This window comes from Roseibium sp. SCP14 (genome assembly GCF_040329475.1).
GTDB lineage: Bacteria > Pseudomonadota > Alphaproteobacteria > Rhizobiales > Stappiaceae > Roseibium.
Map to the genome: position 1 here is coordinate 821,448 of NZ_JBDZYH010000002.1, position 15,460 is coordinate 836,907.

Below are 15,460 nucleotides of genomic sequence, written 5' to 3' on the forward strand. Positions count from 1 at the left end.
CAGGCCAATCAACCTGACCGGCAACCGGCACCACTTGCTTCATTGCTTTATAGGGTCGGGTTCCGGCCTACAAAAGGGGTTCGGCGGCAGTCCGGTCTGTTTCAGTTCATTGAACAATCAGCTCTTTGCCGCCAGTTTCGCGACGGACGGATTACAGTTGAACCCGGCTCCCCTGCTCGCCCGCTTCGGCAATCGCGTGGATGACCTGTTCGAAATGCAGCGCGTCCTTGAAGGAAGGCGAGGCTTGACGGTCCTCGACAATCGCGCGCAGGAATTCATGTGCCTCGATGACTTTCAGGTCATTGAATCCGAGCTGGTGGCCGGCCGCCGGGACGAACTGGCCATAGGGGGGATGGGCCGGACCGCTGAGCAGCGTCTTGAAGCCTTGCTCGGCCAGCGGCCCGCGATTCTGATACAGGCGCAACTCGTTCATCCGCTCCTGATCGAAGGTGATCATGCCTTCGGTGCCGTGAACCTCGAAAGCGATGTAGCTCTTGCGGCCCCAGGCACTGCGGGAGGTGGAGATGACGCCGTGCACACCGTTTTCGAAAGTGAGCAATGCAGAGGCAATGTCTTCATTCTCGACAGGGCGACGCTCATCAGTTCCATCGCCCATCGGTCTGGTGACATGCACCGTCTTGGTTTCCGCGATCAGGCTGTCGATGGGCCCGACCAGAGCAGTCGCCAGTGACACCAGGTGGCAGCCGAGATCTCCAAGTGTACCCAGGCCTGCATCCGCCTTTGTCGCGCGCCACGTCCAGGCAAGTTCCGGGTCGGCCTGGTAATCTTCATCAACCGCCCCCCGAAAATGAACAACGCGGCCAATCGCGCCATCCGCAATCAGCTTTTGCGCGTGTTTGAACGCCGGATTATGCAGGTAATTGTAACCGACAATCGTCTTGGCACCGGTCTTTTCGGACAGTTCCAGCATTGCCTTGGCGTCATCCATGGTCAGCGCCATCGGTTTTTCCAGATGCACGTGCTTGCCGGCTTCAAGCGCCACCATGGCCATTTCCTTGTGCACCTTGTTCGGCGTCGTGATGCAGACAATGTCGACATTGGGATCGCCAACAAGGTCTTTCCAGTCACTTGTTCCGCGCGCAAATCCGAACTGGTCAGCGAACTTGTCCGCGTTGTCGGCCGGAACATCACACAAAACCTCCAGACGGATATCGGGCACATTGCCGAAGACGGCTTTCACAGAGCCATAGGCCAATGCATGGCATTTGCCCATGTAACCAGTACCGATAAGTCCAATGCCGAGACTGCTCATTGCCCGGTCCTCCAAAGTCGATCTCGATGTCGAGTATCTGTTGCATTCACGCACCTGTGCCCGAGGAAGGTCCTCAAACCCGCCTCGATGGCAAACGGTGAATTTTCATGTTTCAGGCGGCCTGGCAGGGAGCGGTCAAATCCGCTCCCTGAACATCCACCATTTTGCCGTTCAGATTTCGTCCATGCCCACGGCGCGACGTTCGGCGACGGATTTCAGTGCAGCTTCCGCAAGCGCAAGCGCCTTCAGGCCATCCTCGCCATTTGGATGAGGCGCCATCTTGTTTTCAATCGCCTTCACGAAACTCGCAATCTCGGCGGCATAAGCTTCCGTGTACCGGGTCATGAAGAAGTCATGGAGCGGCGGCTTGATGTAGCCTTCCGCGGTCGCAACTTCGATAGCGACCGGGCGTTGGTTTTCCGCAGCCACGGCGCCCTTGGACCCATGCACTTCGATCCGCTGGTCGTAGCCGTAAGTCGCGCGCCGGGAATTGGAAATGGAGCACTGCTTGCCCGAAGCCGTCGTCAGCACAACCATTGCGCTGTCGTAGTCGCCGAGCTTGCCGATTTCCGGATCGACCAGAACCGACGCCGTTGCATAAACCGTGGTGACCTCCTCGCCGAGCAGGAACCGGGCCATGTCGAAGTCATGAATGGTCATGTCCCGGAATATTCCGCCGGACGACTGGATATAGGACGGAGGCGGTGCTCCGGGATCGCGCGAGGTGATCTGCACCATCTCGACATCGCCGATCCTGCCTTCATCGATCGCCTCGCGGACCGCCTGGAAATGTGGATCGAACCGGCGATTGAAGCCAAGCATCAGGGTTCCACCGGTTTCTTCGACCGTCGCCAGGCAGGATTTTACCCGGTCCAGCGAAAGGTCGATCGGTTTTTCGCAGAAGACCGCCTTTCCCGTACGTACGAACTGCTCGATCAGATCCGCGTGGGTGTCCGTCGGGGTGCAGATGATCACCGCATCGATATCCTGTGCAGCTGCAATCTCATCGATTGTGCTGACGCGCGCACCACAGGCATCGGCGAGCGAGTTAGCGGCTTCGGGAAAGGCGTCGGCAACCGCGACAAGTGTTGCGCCTTCCGTCGCCCCAACTGCCTTGGCATGTACTTTACCGATACGACCGGCGCCCAACAAAGCGACATTGACTGCCATTGTTTTTCCTTTCGGATGACCGAGAATCCGCACAGCCACGACCGGCGGGTTGCTAATTTAGAATAAAAATTCCAAAATCACTTTCCACGGAATGTGTCAAGTCGGAAAAGAAGATCATAATGATTGAAGCCAAGCCAGGTGCATCTGCTACAAAAGCGACAGAAAGATCCGCCCCTGCAACGACAGAGGTCTTTTTCGAACGTCTTGGCGCCACGGCTGACCAACTCCCGAAGAGACTGAAGCAATTTGCCGACTTCATCGCAGCAAACCCCGACCGGGTCGCTGTTTCGACGGTTGCCGAGCTGGCGGAGGGCGCCAACGTGCAACCTTCCGCAGTCATGCGCTTCTGCCAGGAGATGGGGTTTTCCGGCTTCTCCCAAATGCAAAAACTCTTCCGCTCCGATTATTCGCAGAAATGGCCGGACTACGCCACCCGTTTGGCAAAACTAAGGGAACAGGGAGCCGAATCGCCTTCCGCATTGTTGGCGGAATTCGTCGAAGCCGGCCGCTCTTCGCTTGAAAATCTGATGACAACAGTCGATCCGAAAGCGCTTCAGGAAGCTGTCGATGTGCTGTCACGGGCCGAAACCATCCACATGGTCGGTTTCCGCCGGGCTTTCCCTGTAACCTCTTACCTGGCCTATGCTTTTGAAAAGATGGACGTTCCGGCTGTTCTTCATTCCGGTATCGCCAATATCAACATGGAGCATGTGATCCGGCCAAACGATGCAGTCATTGCCGTCACTTTCGCGCCCTATACCGAGCTGACGCTGGATATGACCACCAAGGCGCGGGCAATGGGGGCGGATATCGTTGCAATTACCGATGTGGTCACCAGCCCGCTGGCACGCATCAAGGCCATACAGCTTCTTGTGTCCGAATTTGATGTCGGCGATTTCCGTGCACTGTCCGCAAGTCTTTCTCTGGCAATAGCTTTAGCAGTTTCAGTCGGCACGCGGCGCAACCCTAATCTCTGATTTTGGAAAAAATCTGTTGCAAAAATTTCAAAATAGAATTTAAATTCCAAAATCAAGAAGCGCGGCTCAAGGCGCGCCAGTAATGAGTACTCCGAACCGGCTGACGTCGGCTCCGGAGCCTGGGAGGTACAATGGCTATCGAAATTGTACGTCGCGACAGAACTGTCGTGCTGCGAAGGGACGGCACATGACCGGTCCGTTCACAAGCTGCTTCCTGATACTTGGGATTTCACCCTATTCACGAGACCGCAGGGCGCGTCGGGCCCTGCCGGGTGAATGGGGTCGGACTGTCCTGCGATGTGGACATGTCCGATCCCATCACGAAACGAGAAGCCCGGCTTTGCCGGTCTGATCACACCTGAAACCAGCCCCTTCCGCTCCTCCCACTCCATTTCGCATGAAGGGAGAGGGAAAAAGCGCCGCCGGAAACAACAGCCCTTTCGGCAAACCCGGATCGGAGAGGGTGAACCAAATTCGGTCATGTACCGAAGTCAAAGCCGCAATCACGCGGTTCATTTTTTCTACCTGGGAGGTATGAAATGAAGCATTTCATGAAAGGCGCACTTGTAGCTGGCGCTCTTGCAGTTTCCGCACCGGCTCTCGCCGCAGACATCATCGTGGTGTCTCACGGCCAGGCCAACGACCCGTTCTGGTCCGTGGTCAAGAACGGTGTTGACAAGGCTGCCAAGGACACTGGCGCAAACGTCAGCTACCGCGCACCGGAAACTTTCGACATGGTCGCGATGAGCCAGCTCATCGACGCTGCCGTGAACCAGGAGCCGGACGGACTGGTTGTGTCCATTCCGGACGCTGACGCTCTCGGCCCGTCCATCGAACGCGCTGTTGCAGCCGGTATTCCGGTGATTTCCATGAACTCCGGTTCCGATGTTGCCGGCAAGCTTGGTGCAGAACTGCACGTCGGTCAGGACGAATTCACCGCTGGCAAGGCTGCCGGTGCGAAACTGGCTGAAATGGGCGGCAAGACCGGGATCTGCGTCAACCAGGAAGTCGGCAACGTTGCTCTCGACCTGCGCTGCGCAGGCTTCGCTGAAGGTTTCGGTGGCAAGGTTGACGTTCTGCCGACCTCCAACGACCCGGCGGAAGTGGAAGCAAAGGTTCGCGCTGCTCTGGAATCCAATCCGGACATCGACACCATCATGGGTCTTGGTGCCTCCACGGTTGGTGAGCCTGCTGTCGCTGCAGTTGAAGCAACCGGTCGTTCCGGTGAAGTCAACGTCGCGACCTTTGACCTGTCTGCAAACTTCCTGCAGGCCGTCGTTGACGGAAAGGCCGCTTTTGCAATCGACCAGCAGCAGTTCCTGCAGGGTTACCTGCCGGTTGCCTTCCTGGCTCTGAACGCTGAATACGGCCTGATCCCGGGTGGCGACGTACCGTCCGGCCCGAACCTGATCACCCAGGACAAAGCCGGTCAGGTGATCGATCTGTCCGCTCAGGGCATCCGTTAATCCAGCTGAAAAACTCGGGCGGCGGTGCTTCCGCCGCCCGCCACAATCAAGGGAGGCACCTTTGAGCGAGACAATCAGCCCTAGTGAGGACGAACGGTTAAAGTCGGAGTCCTTTGGCGCAAAAATCATGAAACGCCCGGAACTTGGGGCGATCGCAGGGGTCATTCTCGTCGTCATCTTCTTTCTGGCGACCGCTGACAGCTCAATGTTCACGCTTTCAGGCATCATGAATTTCATGACACCTGCCGCCCAGCTCGGCATCTTGGCCATCGGGGCTGCAATGCTCATGATCGGCGGGGAGTTCGACCTTTCCATCGGCTCCATGGTTGCGTTTTCAGGTCTGTTTTTTGCTGCCTGCACGGTTACCTGGGGTTTGCCGCTCGTACTGGCGATCCCGCTGACCTTCGTGTTTGCCGGTATGGTAGGCGCAGTGAACGGCACCATCGTGATCCGTTCAGGCTTGCCTTCATTCATCGTGACGCTTGCCTTTTTGTTCATTCTTCGCGGCCTGTCCCTCGTTGGCCTGAAGCTGGCAACCGGCGGCTCGACGCAGTTGCGCGGCGTTCGCGAAGCCGTGGAAGGCGACTGGCTTGCCCCGTTCTTTTCGGGCGATGCGTTTACCGGCGTGTTTTCCTGGCTCGCTTCCCAGGGCCTGATCGACACTTTCAAGAGCGGCGCTCCGAAAGTGCCGGGCATTCCGGTGGAGATCATCTGGTTCATCATCATTGCCCTGCTGGCGACCTACGTCCTGCTGCGCACGCCTGTCGGCAACTGGATCTTTGCCGCCGGCGGTGACAAGAACGCTGCCTCCAACTCCGGTGTTCCGGTCAACAGGGTCAAGATTTCCCTCTTCATGCTGACGGCTTGCTGTGCCGCTCTGGTCGCCATCATCACCGTGATGGATGCCGGTTCGACCGATGCCCGCCGCGGCTTCCAGAAGGAATTCGAGGCCATCATCGCGGCCGTTATCGGCGGCTGCCTGCTGACCGGCGGATACGGTTCGGCAATCGGCGCCTTCTTCGGCTCGATCATTTTCGGCATGGTGGTTATCGGACTGACCTACACAAACTTTGACCAGGACTGGTTCCAGGTGTTCCTGGGCGCAATGCTGCTCATCGCCGTGTTGTTCAACAACGCTATCCGCAAGCGTGTGACCGGGGAGCGCTGATCATGTCTGAACCAATCATCCATATGGACAAGATCGAAAAACACTTCGGCAACATCATCGCGCTTGCTGGCGTCAGCTTCGATGTTTTCCCCGGTGAGTGCCACTGCCTGCTGGGCGACAACGGCGCGGGCAAATCCACCTTCATCAAGACAATGTCCGGCGTCCATCAGCCGACCTCGGGACAGATGTTTATCGAAGGCAAGCCCGTCACCTTCCACAGTCCCCGTGACGCGATGGAAGCCGGAGTTGCCACGGTTTACCAGGATCTGGCGATGATCCCGCTGATGTCGGTGACCCGAAACTTTTTCATGGGCCGCGAGCCGACCAAGGGCAAAGGCATCCTGAAGCGTTTCGACACCAGCACGGCCAACGAAGTCACCATGACCGAAATGGCCAAGATGGGTATTCGCCTGCGCTCACCCGACCAGGCTGTGGGCACCCTGTCCGGCGGTGAACGCCAGACGGTTGCCATTTCCCGGGCGGTCTATTTCGGTGCCAAGGTACTCATCCTCGACGAGCCGACATCTGCTCTCGGTGTCCGTCAGACGTCCAACGTTCTGGCGACCATCGACAAGGTGCGCAAGAAGGGCGTCGGGGTTGTCTTCATCACTCACAACGTACGCCACGCCATGGCGGTGGGTGACCGGTTCACGGTTCTGAATCGTGGCAAGACTCTCGGCACCGCTGCTCGAGGCGATATCCAGGCCGAGGAGCTTCAGGACCTTATGGCAGGTGGTCAGGAACTCGCTGAACTGGAAGGCTCCCTGGGCGGCACAATTTAAGACGCCCTATCAGAAGACGGAATAAAGTCGTGAAAAATCTCGATGTCATCACCATCGGCCGATCGTCGGTCGATCTTTACGGCGCACAGGTGGGTGGCCGCCTGGAGGACATGGCGTCCTTCAACAAATATATCGGCGGCTCACCGACCAACATGGCAACCGGAACAGCCCGGCTGGGTCTGAAATCCGGATTGATCACCCGCGTCGGTGATGAACATATGGGACGCTTTATCCGTGAAGAACTGGCACGACACGGCGTGGACACACGCGGTGTTGTGACCGACAATGAGCGGCTGACGGCCCTGGTTCTGCTCGGCATCCGGGACCAGGAGCAGTTTCCGCTCATTTTCTACCGCGAAAACTGCGCAGACATGGCTCTGTGCGAAGACGATATCGATCCCGACTTCATCGCTTCGGCAAAAGCCGTCGTGGCAACAGGCACCCACCTGAGCCACCCGCAGACGGAAGCCGCTGTTCTCAAAGCGCTGAAACTGGCACGCGAAAGCGGTGGTCAGACCGCTCTCGACATCGATTACCGCCCCAACCTGTGGGGCTTGTCCGGCCATGGCGACGGCGAAAACCGTTTCATTGCCTCCGACAAGGTCACGGCAAAGCTGCAATCCACCTTGCACCTGTTCGATTTGATTGTCGGAACCGAAGAAGAATTCCATATCGCCGGTGGCACCACAGATACTGTTCAGGCACTGAAGAATGTCCGCAAGGTTTCCGGTGCGACGCTCGTCTGCAAGCGCGGCCCTATGGGCGCAACAGCCTTTGAAGGCGAGATCCCGGACGCTCTGGACGACGGCGTTTCCGGTCCCGGCTTCCCGATTGAAGTCTTCAACGTACTGGGAGCTGGCGACGGCTTCATGTCCGGTCTCCTGACAGGCTGGATCCGCGGTGAAGACTGGGTCACCAGTCTGACATATGCCAATGCTTGCGGCGCTTTTGCCGTTTCCCGTCACGGCTGCACACCCGCTTATCCGAGCTGGGCCGAGCTTCAGTTCTTCCTGAAGCGCGGCGTGAAGACCAAGGCGCTACGCAAGGACCCCGAACTGGAGCAGATCCACTGGGCCACCAACAGGCACACTTCGCATGGCGGTGACTGGTCGACCATGCGCGTTTTTGCATTCGATCATCGTATCCAGCTGGAACAGATGGCGGACGAAGCCGGCGTTGCGCATGACAAGATCGGCGATTTCAAGAATCTTTGCCTCGACGCTGCCAACAATGTTGCGAACGGCCAGTCAGGCTACGGTATCCTGTGCGACAGCCGGCTCGGGCGTGATGCCCTTTACCGGGCCGCCGGATCCGGACTTTGGATCGGTCATCCCGTGGAGTGGCCAGCCTCCCGGCCACTAACCCTTGAGCCCGAGATCGGTCCGGATTTCGGCGGCCTGTCCGAGTGGCCGGTCGAACATGTCGTCAAGGTTCTGTGCTTCTATCACCCGGATGACACCGAAGAGATGAAGGCCGAACAGGAAGGCGTCCTCAAGCGCCTCTTCACCGCAAGCCGCCGCAACAACCTGGAAATGTTGCTGGAAGTGATCCCGTCAAAAGTCGGCCCTGTCGACGACGACACGACCGCAGTCATCATCCGCCGTATGTACGAAATCGGCGTTTACCCTGACTGGTGGAAGCTGGAACCCCTGACCACACAGGAAGCCTGGTCGAAAGCCTGCGCCGCGATAACCGAAAACGACCCGAACACGCGCGGCATCGTCATTCTGGGGCTTGATGCACCGGAGGATCAACTCGCCGCTAGCTTCGCCGAAGCGGCTGCTTTCGATCTCGTCAAGGGCTTCGCGGTCGGCAGAACGATTTTTGCGGATTCCGCACGCAAATGGCTTGCAGGCAATCTGTCAAATGACGAAGCTGTCGCCGACATGACAAACCGCTTTGAGCGCCTGTGCCGGATCTGGGACGACGCCCGCGCCAAGGCGCAATCTACAGAACGTCAAGGAATTTCTGCATGAGCACGATCCGCTTAACCGCCGCTCAGGCGATGGTCCGCTATCTTTCTGCGCAATTGACGGAAGACGGCGAACGGTTCATCGACGGCGTCTGGGCGATTTTCGGCCACGGCAACGTGGCAGGTCTCGGTGAGGCCCTGGAGCACGCGGGCAACGCGCTTCCGACCTGGCGAGGCCAGAACGAACAGACCATGGCCCACACGGCAATCGCTTATGCCAAGGCCAACAAGCGGACCCGTGCCATGGCCGTGACATCGTCCATCGGCCCAGGCGCAACCAACCTGGTCACTGCCGCGGCTCTGGCCCATGTCAATCGCCTGCCTGTGCTGCTCATCCCCGGCGATGTCTTTGCAAACCGCGCTCCGGACCCCGTCTTGCAGCAGGTTGAGGATTTCGACGACGGCACCGTGTCCGCCAATGACTGTTTCAGACCGGTTTCACGCTACTTCGACCGGATCAGCCGTCCGGAACACCTGCTGACGGCCCTTCCCCGCGCCTTCCGCGTCATGACCGATCCGGCCAATTGCGGCCCGGTCACACTGTCCTTCTGCCAGGATACCCAGGCCGAGGCATTCGATTATCCGGAGAGCTTCTTCGAGCCGACAGTCTGGCGGATCCGCCGACCGGAGCCGGACAGCCGCGATGTCGCCGACGTTGCTGCCTTGATCAAGGAAGCAAAGAACCCGGTGATCGTTTGCGGTGGTGGTGTGATTTACTCCCAGGCGGAAGAAACGCTCGGCGACTTCGCGACCCGCCACAGCATACCCATCATCGAAACGCAGGCCGGCAAGTCAGCTCTGGCCCAGTCTCATCCGATGAACTTCGGCGCGGCCGGCGTCGATGGCGCTGAATCCGCCAACGTGGTTGCCGAAAGCGCTGATCTCGTGATCGGTGTCGGAACCCGCTTCCAGGATTTCACCACCGGATCCTGGGCACTGTTCAAGCAGCCGCAGCGCAAGCTCGTCTCCATCAACGTGCAGGGATACGACGCCGGCAAGCACGGTGCTGTTGGCGTCGTTGGCGACGCCAAGGTCTCGCTGGAAAAGATCTCCTCGGCTCTTGGCGGTCACAAGGCCAACGCCTTCGACCCGCAATCCCGTCTTGACTGGCTTGCAAAGGTTGACGCGCACTGCAGCGCCCGCACCGATACGCCTGAAGGTTACCTGCCGCTCGACGCGGAGGTCATTGGGGCCGTGCAGCGGACTTCGACCGACAAAACCATCGCAATGTGCGCCGCAGGCACCATGCCAGGTGCGCTGAAGCTGCTTTGGCAGGCGCCGCAAGGCGGTTATCACATGGAATATGGCTATTCCTGCATGGGCTACGAGATTGCCGGCGCGATGGGCATCAAGCTGGCCCAGCCGGAACGTGACGTCGTCTGTTTCGTCGGCGACGGCTCCTACATGATGGCCAACTCCGAGCTTGCCACCGCCGTCATGCGCCGTGTGCCCTTCACGGTCGTTCTGACCGACAATCGTGGCTATGGCTGCATCAACCGTCTGCAAATGGGTTGCGGCGGTGAACAGTTCAACAACCTCTACAAAGACTGCAACGTCGTTGAGCAACCCGACCTGGATTTTGTCGCACACGCGGCCTCCATGGGGGCTCATGCCGTCAAGGCCAAGGACATTGCTGACCTGGAAGCCCAGATCCTGGAAGCACGGGACAGGTCGATCCCGACGGTTATCGTCATCGATACCGACCCGATGCACGGCCCGGGCGAGAACGGTGGCGGACATTGGTGGGACGTTGCCGTTCCTGAAGTCTCTGAACGAAAAGAAGTCAATCAGGCGCGTGATAGCTACATGGAAGCCCTGAAGCATCAACGCCTGGCGAACTGAGTTGGAATAATCCAACCAAGAAAAACAAGCCTCTCCCGCCGGGAGAGGCCGGAGCTCTGCTCCCATCGTGGGATTGAACCGTTTTCGTCTACATCCGACCGGACATCCCACAATCTATCTCTCCCGATGGAGAGGGAGCTCAGAAGAAGACAACGAAATGAACGTTTATTGGAAACGTTACAGGACAGAACCATGATTCTTTACGGAACCAACCCGATCGCCTGGTCCAACGACGACGACCAAACACTGGGTGCCGAAATCCCGCTCGAAACCTGCCTCAGGGAAACCGCCGAGATCGGCTTCGACGGTATCGAAAAGGGCCACAAGTTCCCGACCGAACCGAGCGCTCTCAAGGGTGTTCTCGACCCTTACGGCCTCAAGTTCGTTTCCGGCTGGCATTCCCTGAACCTTCTGGCGCACTCGGTTGAAGAAGAGAAGAAGTCGATCCAGCCGCATCTGGATCTTCTGAAGGCCATGGGCTGCAAGGTCTGCATCACCTGCGAAACCTCCAATGCCATCCACGGCAACGATGGTGAAGCGGTCAACGACCGCCCGAAACTGGCAGACGGCGAATGGAGCAACTTCGGCGCCAAAGTCGAGGAAATCGCCAAGTACTGCGAAGAACAGGGCATTACGCTGGTCTACCATCACCACATGGGTACTGTTGTCGAGAGCGAAGCCGAAATCGACCGGTTCATGGAAGTGACCGGCCCGGCAACCAAGTTGCTGCTCGACACCGGCCATACCTATTTCGGTGGCGGCGATCCGGTTGCCGTTGCTCAAAGGCATATTGGCCGTGTGGCTCACATTCACGCCAAGAACGTCCGCCCGGACATCATGAAGCAGGTCCGTGAGGACAACCTCTCCTTCCTGGAAGGCGTGCGCCGTGGCGTTTTCACCGTTCCGGGCGATGCAGATGGCGCAGTTGAGTTCGAACCGGTTCTGAAGATTGCCGCCGATCATGGCTATGAAGGCTGGCTCGTGATTGAAGCGGAGCAGGATCCTGCTGTACGTAACCCGTTCAAGTACCAGTCCATGGGCCTGAAAGCTCTGAAGGAATTTGCCAGGGCAACAGGTCTCGACAAAGCTCAGGGAGCCGCATGATGGCAGAACTTCTCGTCAAGCCGTCCGGTACATCCGGCAAGGTTCATGATATCACCCCGGAAAGCGCCAACTGGGGCTATGTCGGCTTTGGTCTTTACCACCTGAAGGCCGGTGAAACCGCCTCGGAAGAAACAGGCGACACGGAAGTCATTCTGGTGCTCGTCGAAGGCAAGGCGGAAATCTCCGGAGCCGGTGAAGATTTTGGTGAACTCGGCGATCGCATGAGCGTGTTTGAACGCAAGAAACCGCATTGCGTCTACCTGCCGAACGGCGCCAGCTGGTCCGCCAAGGCAACAACCGACTGCGTCCTGGCTGTCTGCACGGCTCCGGGCAAGGGCAACTACAAGGCCCGCGTGATCACCGATATCGATGTTGTGGAGCGCGGCAAGGGTGCCAACACCCGCTACATCCACCCGATTGCGATGGAAGAGAGCGATATTGCCGACAGCCTTCTGGTGACCGAGGTCTTCACTCCGCAGGGCAACTGGTCGTCCTACCCGCCGCATCGGCACGATGAGGACAACTTCCCGGATATGACTTATCTGGAGGAAACCTACTATCACCGCCTGAATCCGAAACAGGGCTTCGGTTTCCAGCGCGTCTTCACCGAAGACGGAGAACTGGACGAGACCATGGCAGTTTCCGATGGCGACGTTGTTCTGGTTCCAAAGGGGCACCACCCCTGCGGTGCTCCTTACGGCTACGAGATGTACTATCTCAACGTCATGGCAGGTCCGATGCGCAAGTGGCGCTTCCAGAACCATCCGGATCATGACTGGATCGCTCAGCGCGACGCCGGATAAGGCAAACCCCAATACTCAAGGGCGCTTCAGAGCGCCCTTTTTTGTTCCACTGCTTCAGCCTTTTCGTTCAGTCCGGCTCTCAGTTGTCGACCAGAGCACCGCGATGCTGAATGACATTTCCGGCCAGCCTGGCACCGGCGTCGACACTCGCGGGCAGATCTCCGCTTGTCAGGTATTCGGCAAGGAAAGCGGCATTGTAACTGTCGCCTGCCGCAGTGGTGTCGATAATGTTACGGACCGGATCGGGTTGAAAGGCATGCCGCTCGCCCTTCATGGCAAACACGACCTCTTCAGGACCATTCTTCACGACCACCGTAGCTGCGCCTGCCGCCAGATACCTGTCGGCACTGATCTCTGCATTTGCATCGCCAAATTGGGCCAACTCGTCTTCGAAGGACGGCATGACGAAGTCACACAGTCCGGCCGCTTCGGTCACGCAAGCCCGCATGGTGTCGGCGTCCTCCCATAAGCGAGGACGTAAGTTCGGATCAAAGGCGGTTTTCGCACCGGCTGAACGCGCCGTGCGAAGAGCCTGCAAGAAAGTCCAGCGATCATCTGCGGGCAAGATGGCCAGGGTGATGCCGCTGAAATAGATCAGCCCTGCACCAGACAATACCTTTTCCAGGTGAACCGGATCGGAGGCCAGTTGGCGTGCTGCCGATTGCGAACGCCAGTAGGCGAAGCTGCGTTCACCGCCTTTCAGCTGGATCATGTAAAGGCCGACGGTCCGATCCTCCAGCCTGCGGACAGAGCCGGTATCGATGTGCGACCGGTTCAGGAACTCCAGCATCTGGTCGGAGACCTGATCCCGGCCGACAGCGGTAAAGTAACTGACCTTCCAGTCGGCGGGCAGGTGCCTGCGCGCGTACCAGGCTGTGTTCAGCGTGTCCCCGGCAAACCCCATAGAGAAGGTACCCTCGCCGGTCGGGGCCATCTCGACCATGCACTCACCGATTGCCAGAAATGTCTTTGACACGAAAAAATCCTCCGCGGCATCGGCGCTTCGATTGTCGCCGCCTGTTGCCAATTTAATCGATTTAAATCGACTTAACATGAACGCCGGTCAATTCAAATGGCAATCTCCGCACCTGTCCGGTGGAAGCCCGCATGATGGGCATGATCACCCGACAGAAACCGGCAGGTTTACTTGATCCCGGCGCGCATGAAACTTTGAACGAACTGACGCTGAAAGAGAAGGAAGGCAATCAGAAGTGGCCCGGACGTCATCAGCGTGGCTGCGTTGATCACCGACCATTCGATGCCGCTGTCGATGGCAGAGAAGATACTGAGACCGACGGTGACCGGCCTTGTATCAACCGAATTGGTCACGATCAGCGGCCAAAGGAAGTTGTTCCAGTGATGGCTGACCGAAACCAGGCCATAGGCCAGATAGGTTGGCTTGGCCAGCGGGATGTAAACCTTCCAGAGCACGCCGAGGAACGATGAACCTTCGATCCGTGCCGCTTCATCCAGTTCCTTCGGGATGGTCATGAAAGTCTGGCGCAGGAGGAAAATGCCGAAGCCGGATGCGATGTAGGGCAAGGCGATAGCCGGGATGGTGTCCACCAGATGCAGGAGGCGCATGGTCTGATAGTTCTCGACCATCAGAATGTCCGGCATCACCAGGAGCTGCAGGAGAACCAGCGCGAAAAGCACGTTCCGGCCCGGAAACGTAAAACGCGCAAAGGCATAGGCAGCCAGCGTGCACAGGAAGAACTGTCCCGCAAGGATCATCGTGACCAGCACAAATGTGTTCAGGAAGTACCGGGCAAACGGTGCTGCCTCCCACGCCTTGGCGAAATTCTCCAGCGTCAGCGGTGCGAGCAGCTCGAACCTTGCTTCATAGGCAGCGGGATGAAACGCGGTCCAGATCGCATAGGCAAGCGGCAACACCCAGAGAAGTGCGAGCGCCCAGGCAGCGAGCGTGTTCAACACCCGATCGAGAATGTCAGCGGCGCCGGTCATTTGTAATGCACCTTGCGGTCGAAGAAGAAGAACTGGCCGATGGCAAGCAGAGACAGCAGGACCAGCAACGCCACGGTGAGCGTCGCGCCATAGGCCGTTTCCCAAAAACGGAAGGCAACTTCATAGATATAGAACAGCAGCAAAGCCGAGGCATTGTCGGGCCCGCCATCCGTCAGGATGAAGATATGGTCCACCAGACGGAAGGAATTGATCACGGCATTCACACAGACAAACAGCGTCGTCGGCATGAGCAAGGGAAAGGTGATCCGCCAGAATATGGTCCAGCGCCCCGCCCCTTCTATCTGGGCAGCTTCCTTCAGCGACACCGGAATGGCCTGTAGCGCCGCCAGATAGAAGATCATGAAGAACCCGGCCTCTTTCCAGACAGTAACGACAATGATCGCATTGAGCGCGGTGTCCGGATTGCCGAGATAATTGCTGGCAGGCCAGCCAAACAAAAAGCCCGTGATCTGGTCGAACAGGCCGAAGCCCGGCGTATAGAAGAACATCCAGATATTGGCGACGGCGATCAGCGGCAGCACGGTAGGCGTGAAATAAGCCATGCGGACAAAACTGCGCCCGGTGAGTTTTTCATTGACCCAAAGCGCCATGACGATCGCCAGGGCAATTGAAACCGGGATAGTGCCGAGGGCGAACCACAGATTGTTCCAGAACACTTTCCAGAACACCGGGTCATCCAGCATGCGTTCGTAGTTGCCAAGGCCAAGAAACTTTGCGGGTCTGCGGCCGCGCGGAGTTGAGAAGAAACTGTTCAGAACAGTCGTGATGGCTGGAATGTGGGTGAAGGCGAACAGGAACACCATTGCCGGCAGCAGGAGCAACCAGCCGTAGATCCATTCGCGTTTGATATTGGGGCCCCGCATTGGCGTCACGATCCGAACTGTCAGAAGAGGAAAAACGGAGCGCCGGACGGTCGT

Annotated in this window: 13 protein-coding genes; 8 read left to right on the forward strand and 5 right to left on the reverse strand. The window is 58.2% G+C overall.

The window, feature by feature from the left end; genetic code table 11:
• Positions 1-151: 151 nt before the first annotated feature.
• Together ABLQ08_RS11020 and iolG are read right to left on the reverse strand one after the other, a co-directional pair.
• Entirely contained in the window at positions 152-1,273 is a 1,122-nt protein-coding gene (locus tag ABLQ08_RS11020; RefSeq protein WP_352941786.1) for a Gfo/Idh/MocA family protein, read from the reverse strand.
• Positions 1,274-1,444: 171 nt separating this feature from the next.
• A complete protein-coding gene (gene iolG, locus ABLQ08_RS11025) occupies positions 1,445-2,443 on the reverse strand; it encodes an inositol 2-dehydrogenase (RefSeq protein WP_352941789.1) in 999 nt (332 codons plus the stop codon).
• 119 nt (positions 2,444-2,562) lie between these two features.
• Between iolG and ABLQ08_RS11030 the strand changes: the two genes are divergently transcribed.
• The 8 genes from ABLQ08_RS11030 (at position 2,563) to iolB (ending at position 12,557) form a co-directional block, all read left to right on the forward strand.
• Complete coding sequence (locus tag ABLQ08_RS11030) at positions 2,563-3,420, forward strand: MurR/RpiR family transcriptional regulator (protein WP_352941792.1); 858 nt, start codon at positions 2,563-2,565, stop codon at positions 3,418-3,420.
• A gap of 539 nt (positions 3,421-3,959) precedes the next feature.
• On the forward strand, positions 3,960-4,886 hold the full coding sequence (locus tag ABLQ08_RS11035) for a sugar ABC transporter substrate-binding protein (RefSeq protein WP_352941795.1): 927 nt from the start codon (positions 3,960-3,962) through the stop codon (positions 4,884-4,886).
• A 61-nt stretch (positions 4,887-4,947) separates the two neighbouring features.
• Positions 4,948-6,054: an ABC transporter permease gene (locus ABLQ08_RS11040; RefSeq protein WP_352941798.1), complete on the forward strand. Its 1,107-nt coding sequence runs from the start codon at positions 4,948-4,950 to the stop codon at positions 6,052-6,054.
• A gap of 2 nt (positions 6,055-6,056) precedes the next feature.
• Complete coding sequence (locus ABLQ08_RS11045) at positions 6,057-6,836, forward strand: ATP-binding cassette domain-containing protein (protein WP_352941800.1); 780 nt, start codon at positions 6,057-6,059, stop codon at positions 6,834-6,836.
• A gap of 29 nt (positions 6,837-6,865) precedes the next feature.
• Entirely contained in the window at positions 6,866-8,812 is a 1,947-nt protein-coding gene (locus ABLQ08_RS11050) for a bifunctional 5-dehydro-2-deoxygluconokinase/5-dehydro-2-deoxyphosphogluconate aldolase (protein ID WP_352941803.1), read from the forward strand.
• A complete protein-coding gene (iolD, locus tag ABLQ08_RS11055; RefSeq protein ID WP_352941805.1) occupies positions 8,809-10,650 on the forward strand; it encodes a 3D-(3,5/4)-trihydroxycyclohexane-1,2-dione acylhydrolase (decyclizing) in 1,842 nt (613 codons plus the stop codon). The genes ABLQ08_RS11050 and iolD overlap by 4 nt, the downstream gene beginning before the upstream one ends.
• Before the next feature lie 192 nt (positions 10,651-10,842).
• On the forward strand, positions 10,843-11,754 hold the full coding sequence (iolE, locus tag ABLQ08_RS11060; protein ID WP_352941808.1) for a myo-inosose-2 dehydratase: 912 nt from the start codon (positions 10,843-10,845) through the stop codon (positions 11,752-11,754).
• Positions 11,754-12,557, forward strand: coding sequence for a 5-deoxy-glucuronate isomerase (iolB, locus tag ABLQ08_RS11065; RefSeq protein ID WP_352941811.1), 804 nt, complete (start codon positions 11,754-11,756; stop codon positions 12,555-12,557). Before iolE ends, iolB begins: the two co-directional genes overlap by 1 nt.
• 79 nt (positions 12,558-12,636) lie before the next feature.
• Here the strand turns inward: iolB and ABLQ08_RS11070 are convergent, their stop codons facing one another.
• The 3 genes from ABLQ08_RS11070 to ABLQ08_RS11080 all read right to left on the reverse strand — a co-directional run bounded on the left by ABLQ08_RS11070 (position 12,637) and on the right by ABLQ08_RS11080 (position 15,406).
• A complete protein-coding gene (locus ABLQ08_RS11070) occupies positions 12,637-13,533 on the reverse strand; it encodes a sugar kinase (protein WP_352941814.1) in 897 nt (298 codons plus the stop codon).
• Between the two features lie 167 nt (positions 13,534-13,700).
• Positions 13,701-14,522, reverse strand: coding sequence for a carbohydrate ABC transporter permease (locus ABLQ08_RS11075; protein ID WP_352941816.1), 822 nt, complete (start codon positions 14,520-14,522; stop codon positions 13,701-13,703).
• Positions 14,519-15,406 (reverse strand): carbohydrate ABC transporter permease, encoded by an 888-nt coding sequence (locus ABLQ08_RS11080; protein ID WP_352941818.1) that lies wholly within the window; start codon positions 15,404-15,406, stop codon positions 14,519-14,521. The genes ABLQ08_RS11075 and ABLQ08_RS11080 overlap by 4 nt, the downstream gene beginning before the upstream one ends.
• Positions 15,407-15,460: the final 54 nt, after the last annotated feature.

Coding starts and splice junctions, on each gene's coding strand:
- ABLQ08_RS11020 (WP_352941786.1), bottom strand. CDS start 1,273: ATGAGCAGTCTCGGCATTGGACTTATCGGTACTGGTTACATGGGCAAA.
- ABLQ08_RS11030 (WP_352941792.1), top strand. CDS start 2,563: ATGATTGAAGCCAAGCCAGGTGCATCTGCTACAAAAGCGACAGAAAGA.
- ABLQ08_RS11045 (WP_352941800.1), top strand. CDS start 6,057: ATGTCTGAACCAATCATCCATATGGACAAGATCGAAAAACACTTCGGC.
- iolB (WP_352941811.1), top strand. CDS start 11,754: ATGGCAGAACTTCTCGTCAAGCCGTCCGGTACATCCGGCAAGGTTCAT.
- ABLQ08_RS11035 (WP_352941795.1), top strand. CDS start 3,960: ATGAAGCATTTCATGAAAGGCGCACTTGTAGCTGGCGCTCTTGCAGTT.
- iolD (WP_352941805.1), top strand. CDS start 8,809: ATGAGCACGATCCGCTTAACCGCCGCTCAGGCGATGGTCCGCTATCTT.
- iolE (WP_352941808.1), top strand. CDS start 10,843: ATGATTCTTTACGGAACCAACCCGATCGCCTGGTCCAACGACGACGAC.
- ABLQ08_RS11075 (WP_352941816.1), bottom strand. CDS start 14,522: ATGACCGGCGCCGCTGACATTCTCGATCGGGTGTTGAACACGCTCGCT.
- ABLQ08_RS11080 (WP_352941818.1), bottom strand. CDS start 15,406: ATGCGGGGCCCCAATATCAAACGCGAATGGATCTACGGCTGGTTGCTC.
- iolG (WP_352941789.1), bottom strand. CDS start 2,443: ATGGCAGTCAATGTCGCTTTGTTGGGCGCCGGTCGTATCGGTAAAGTA.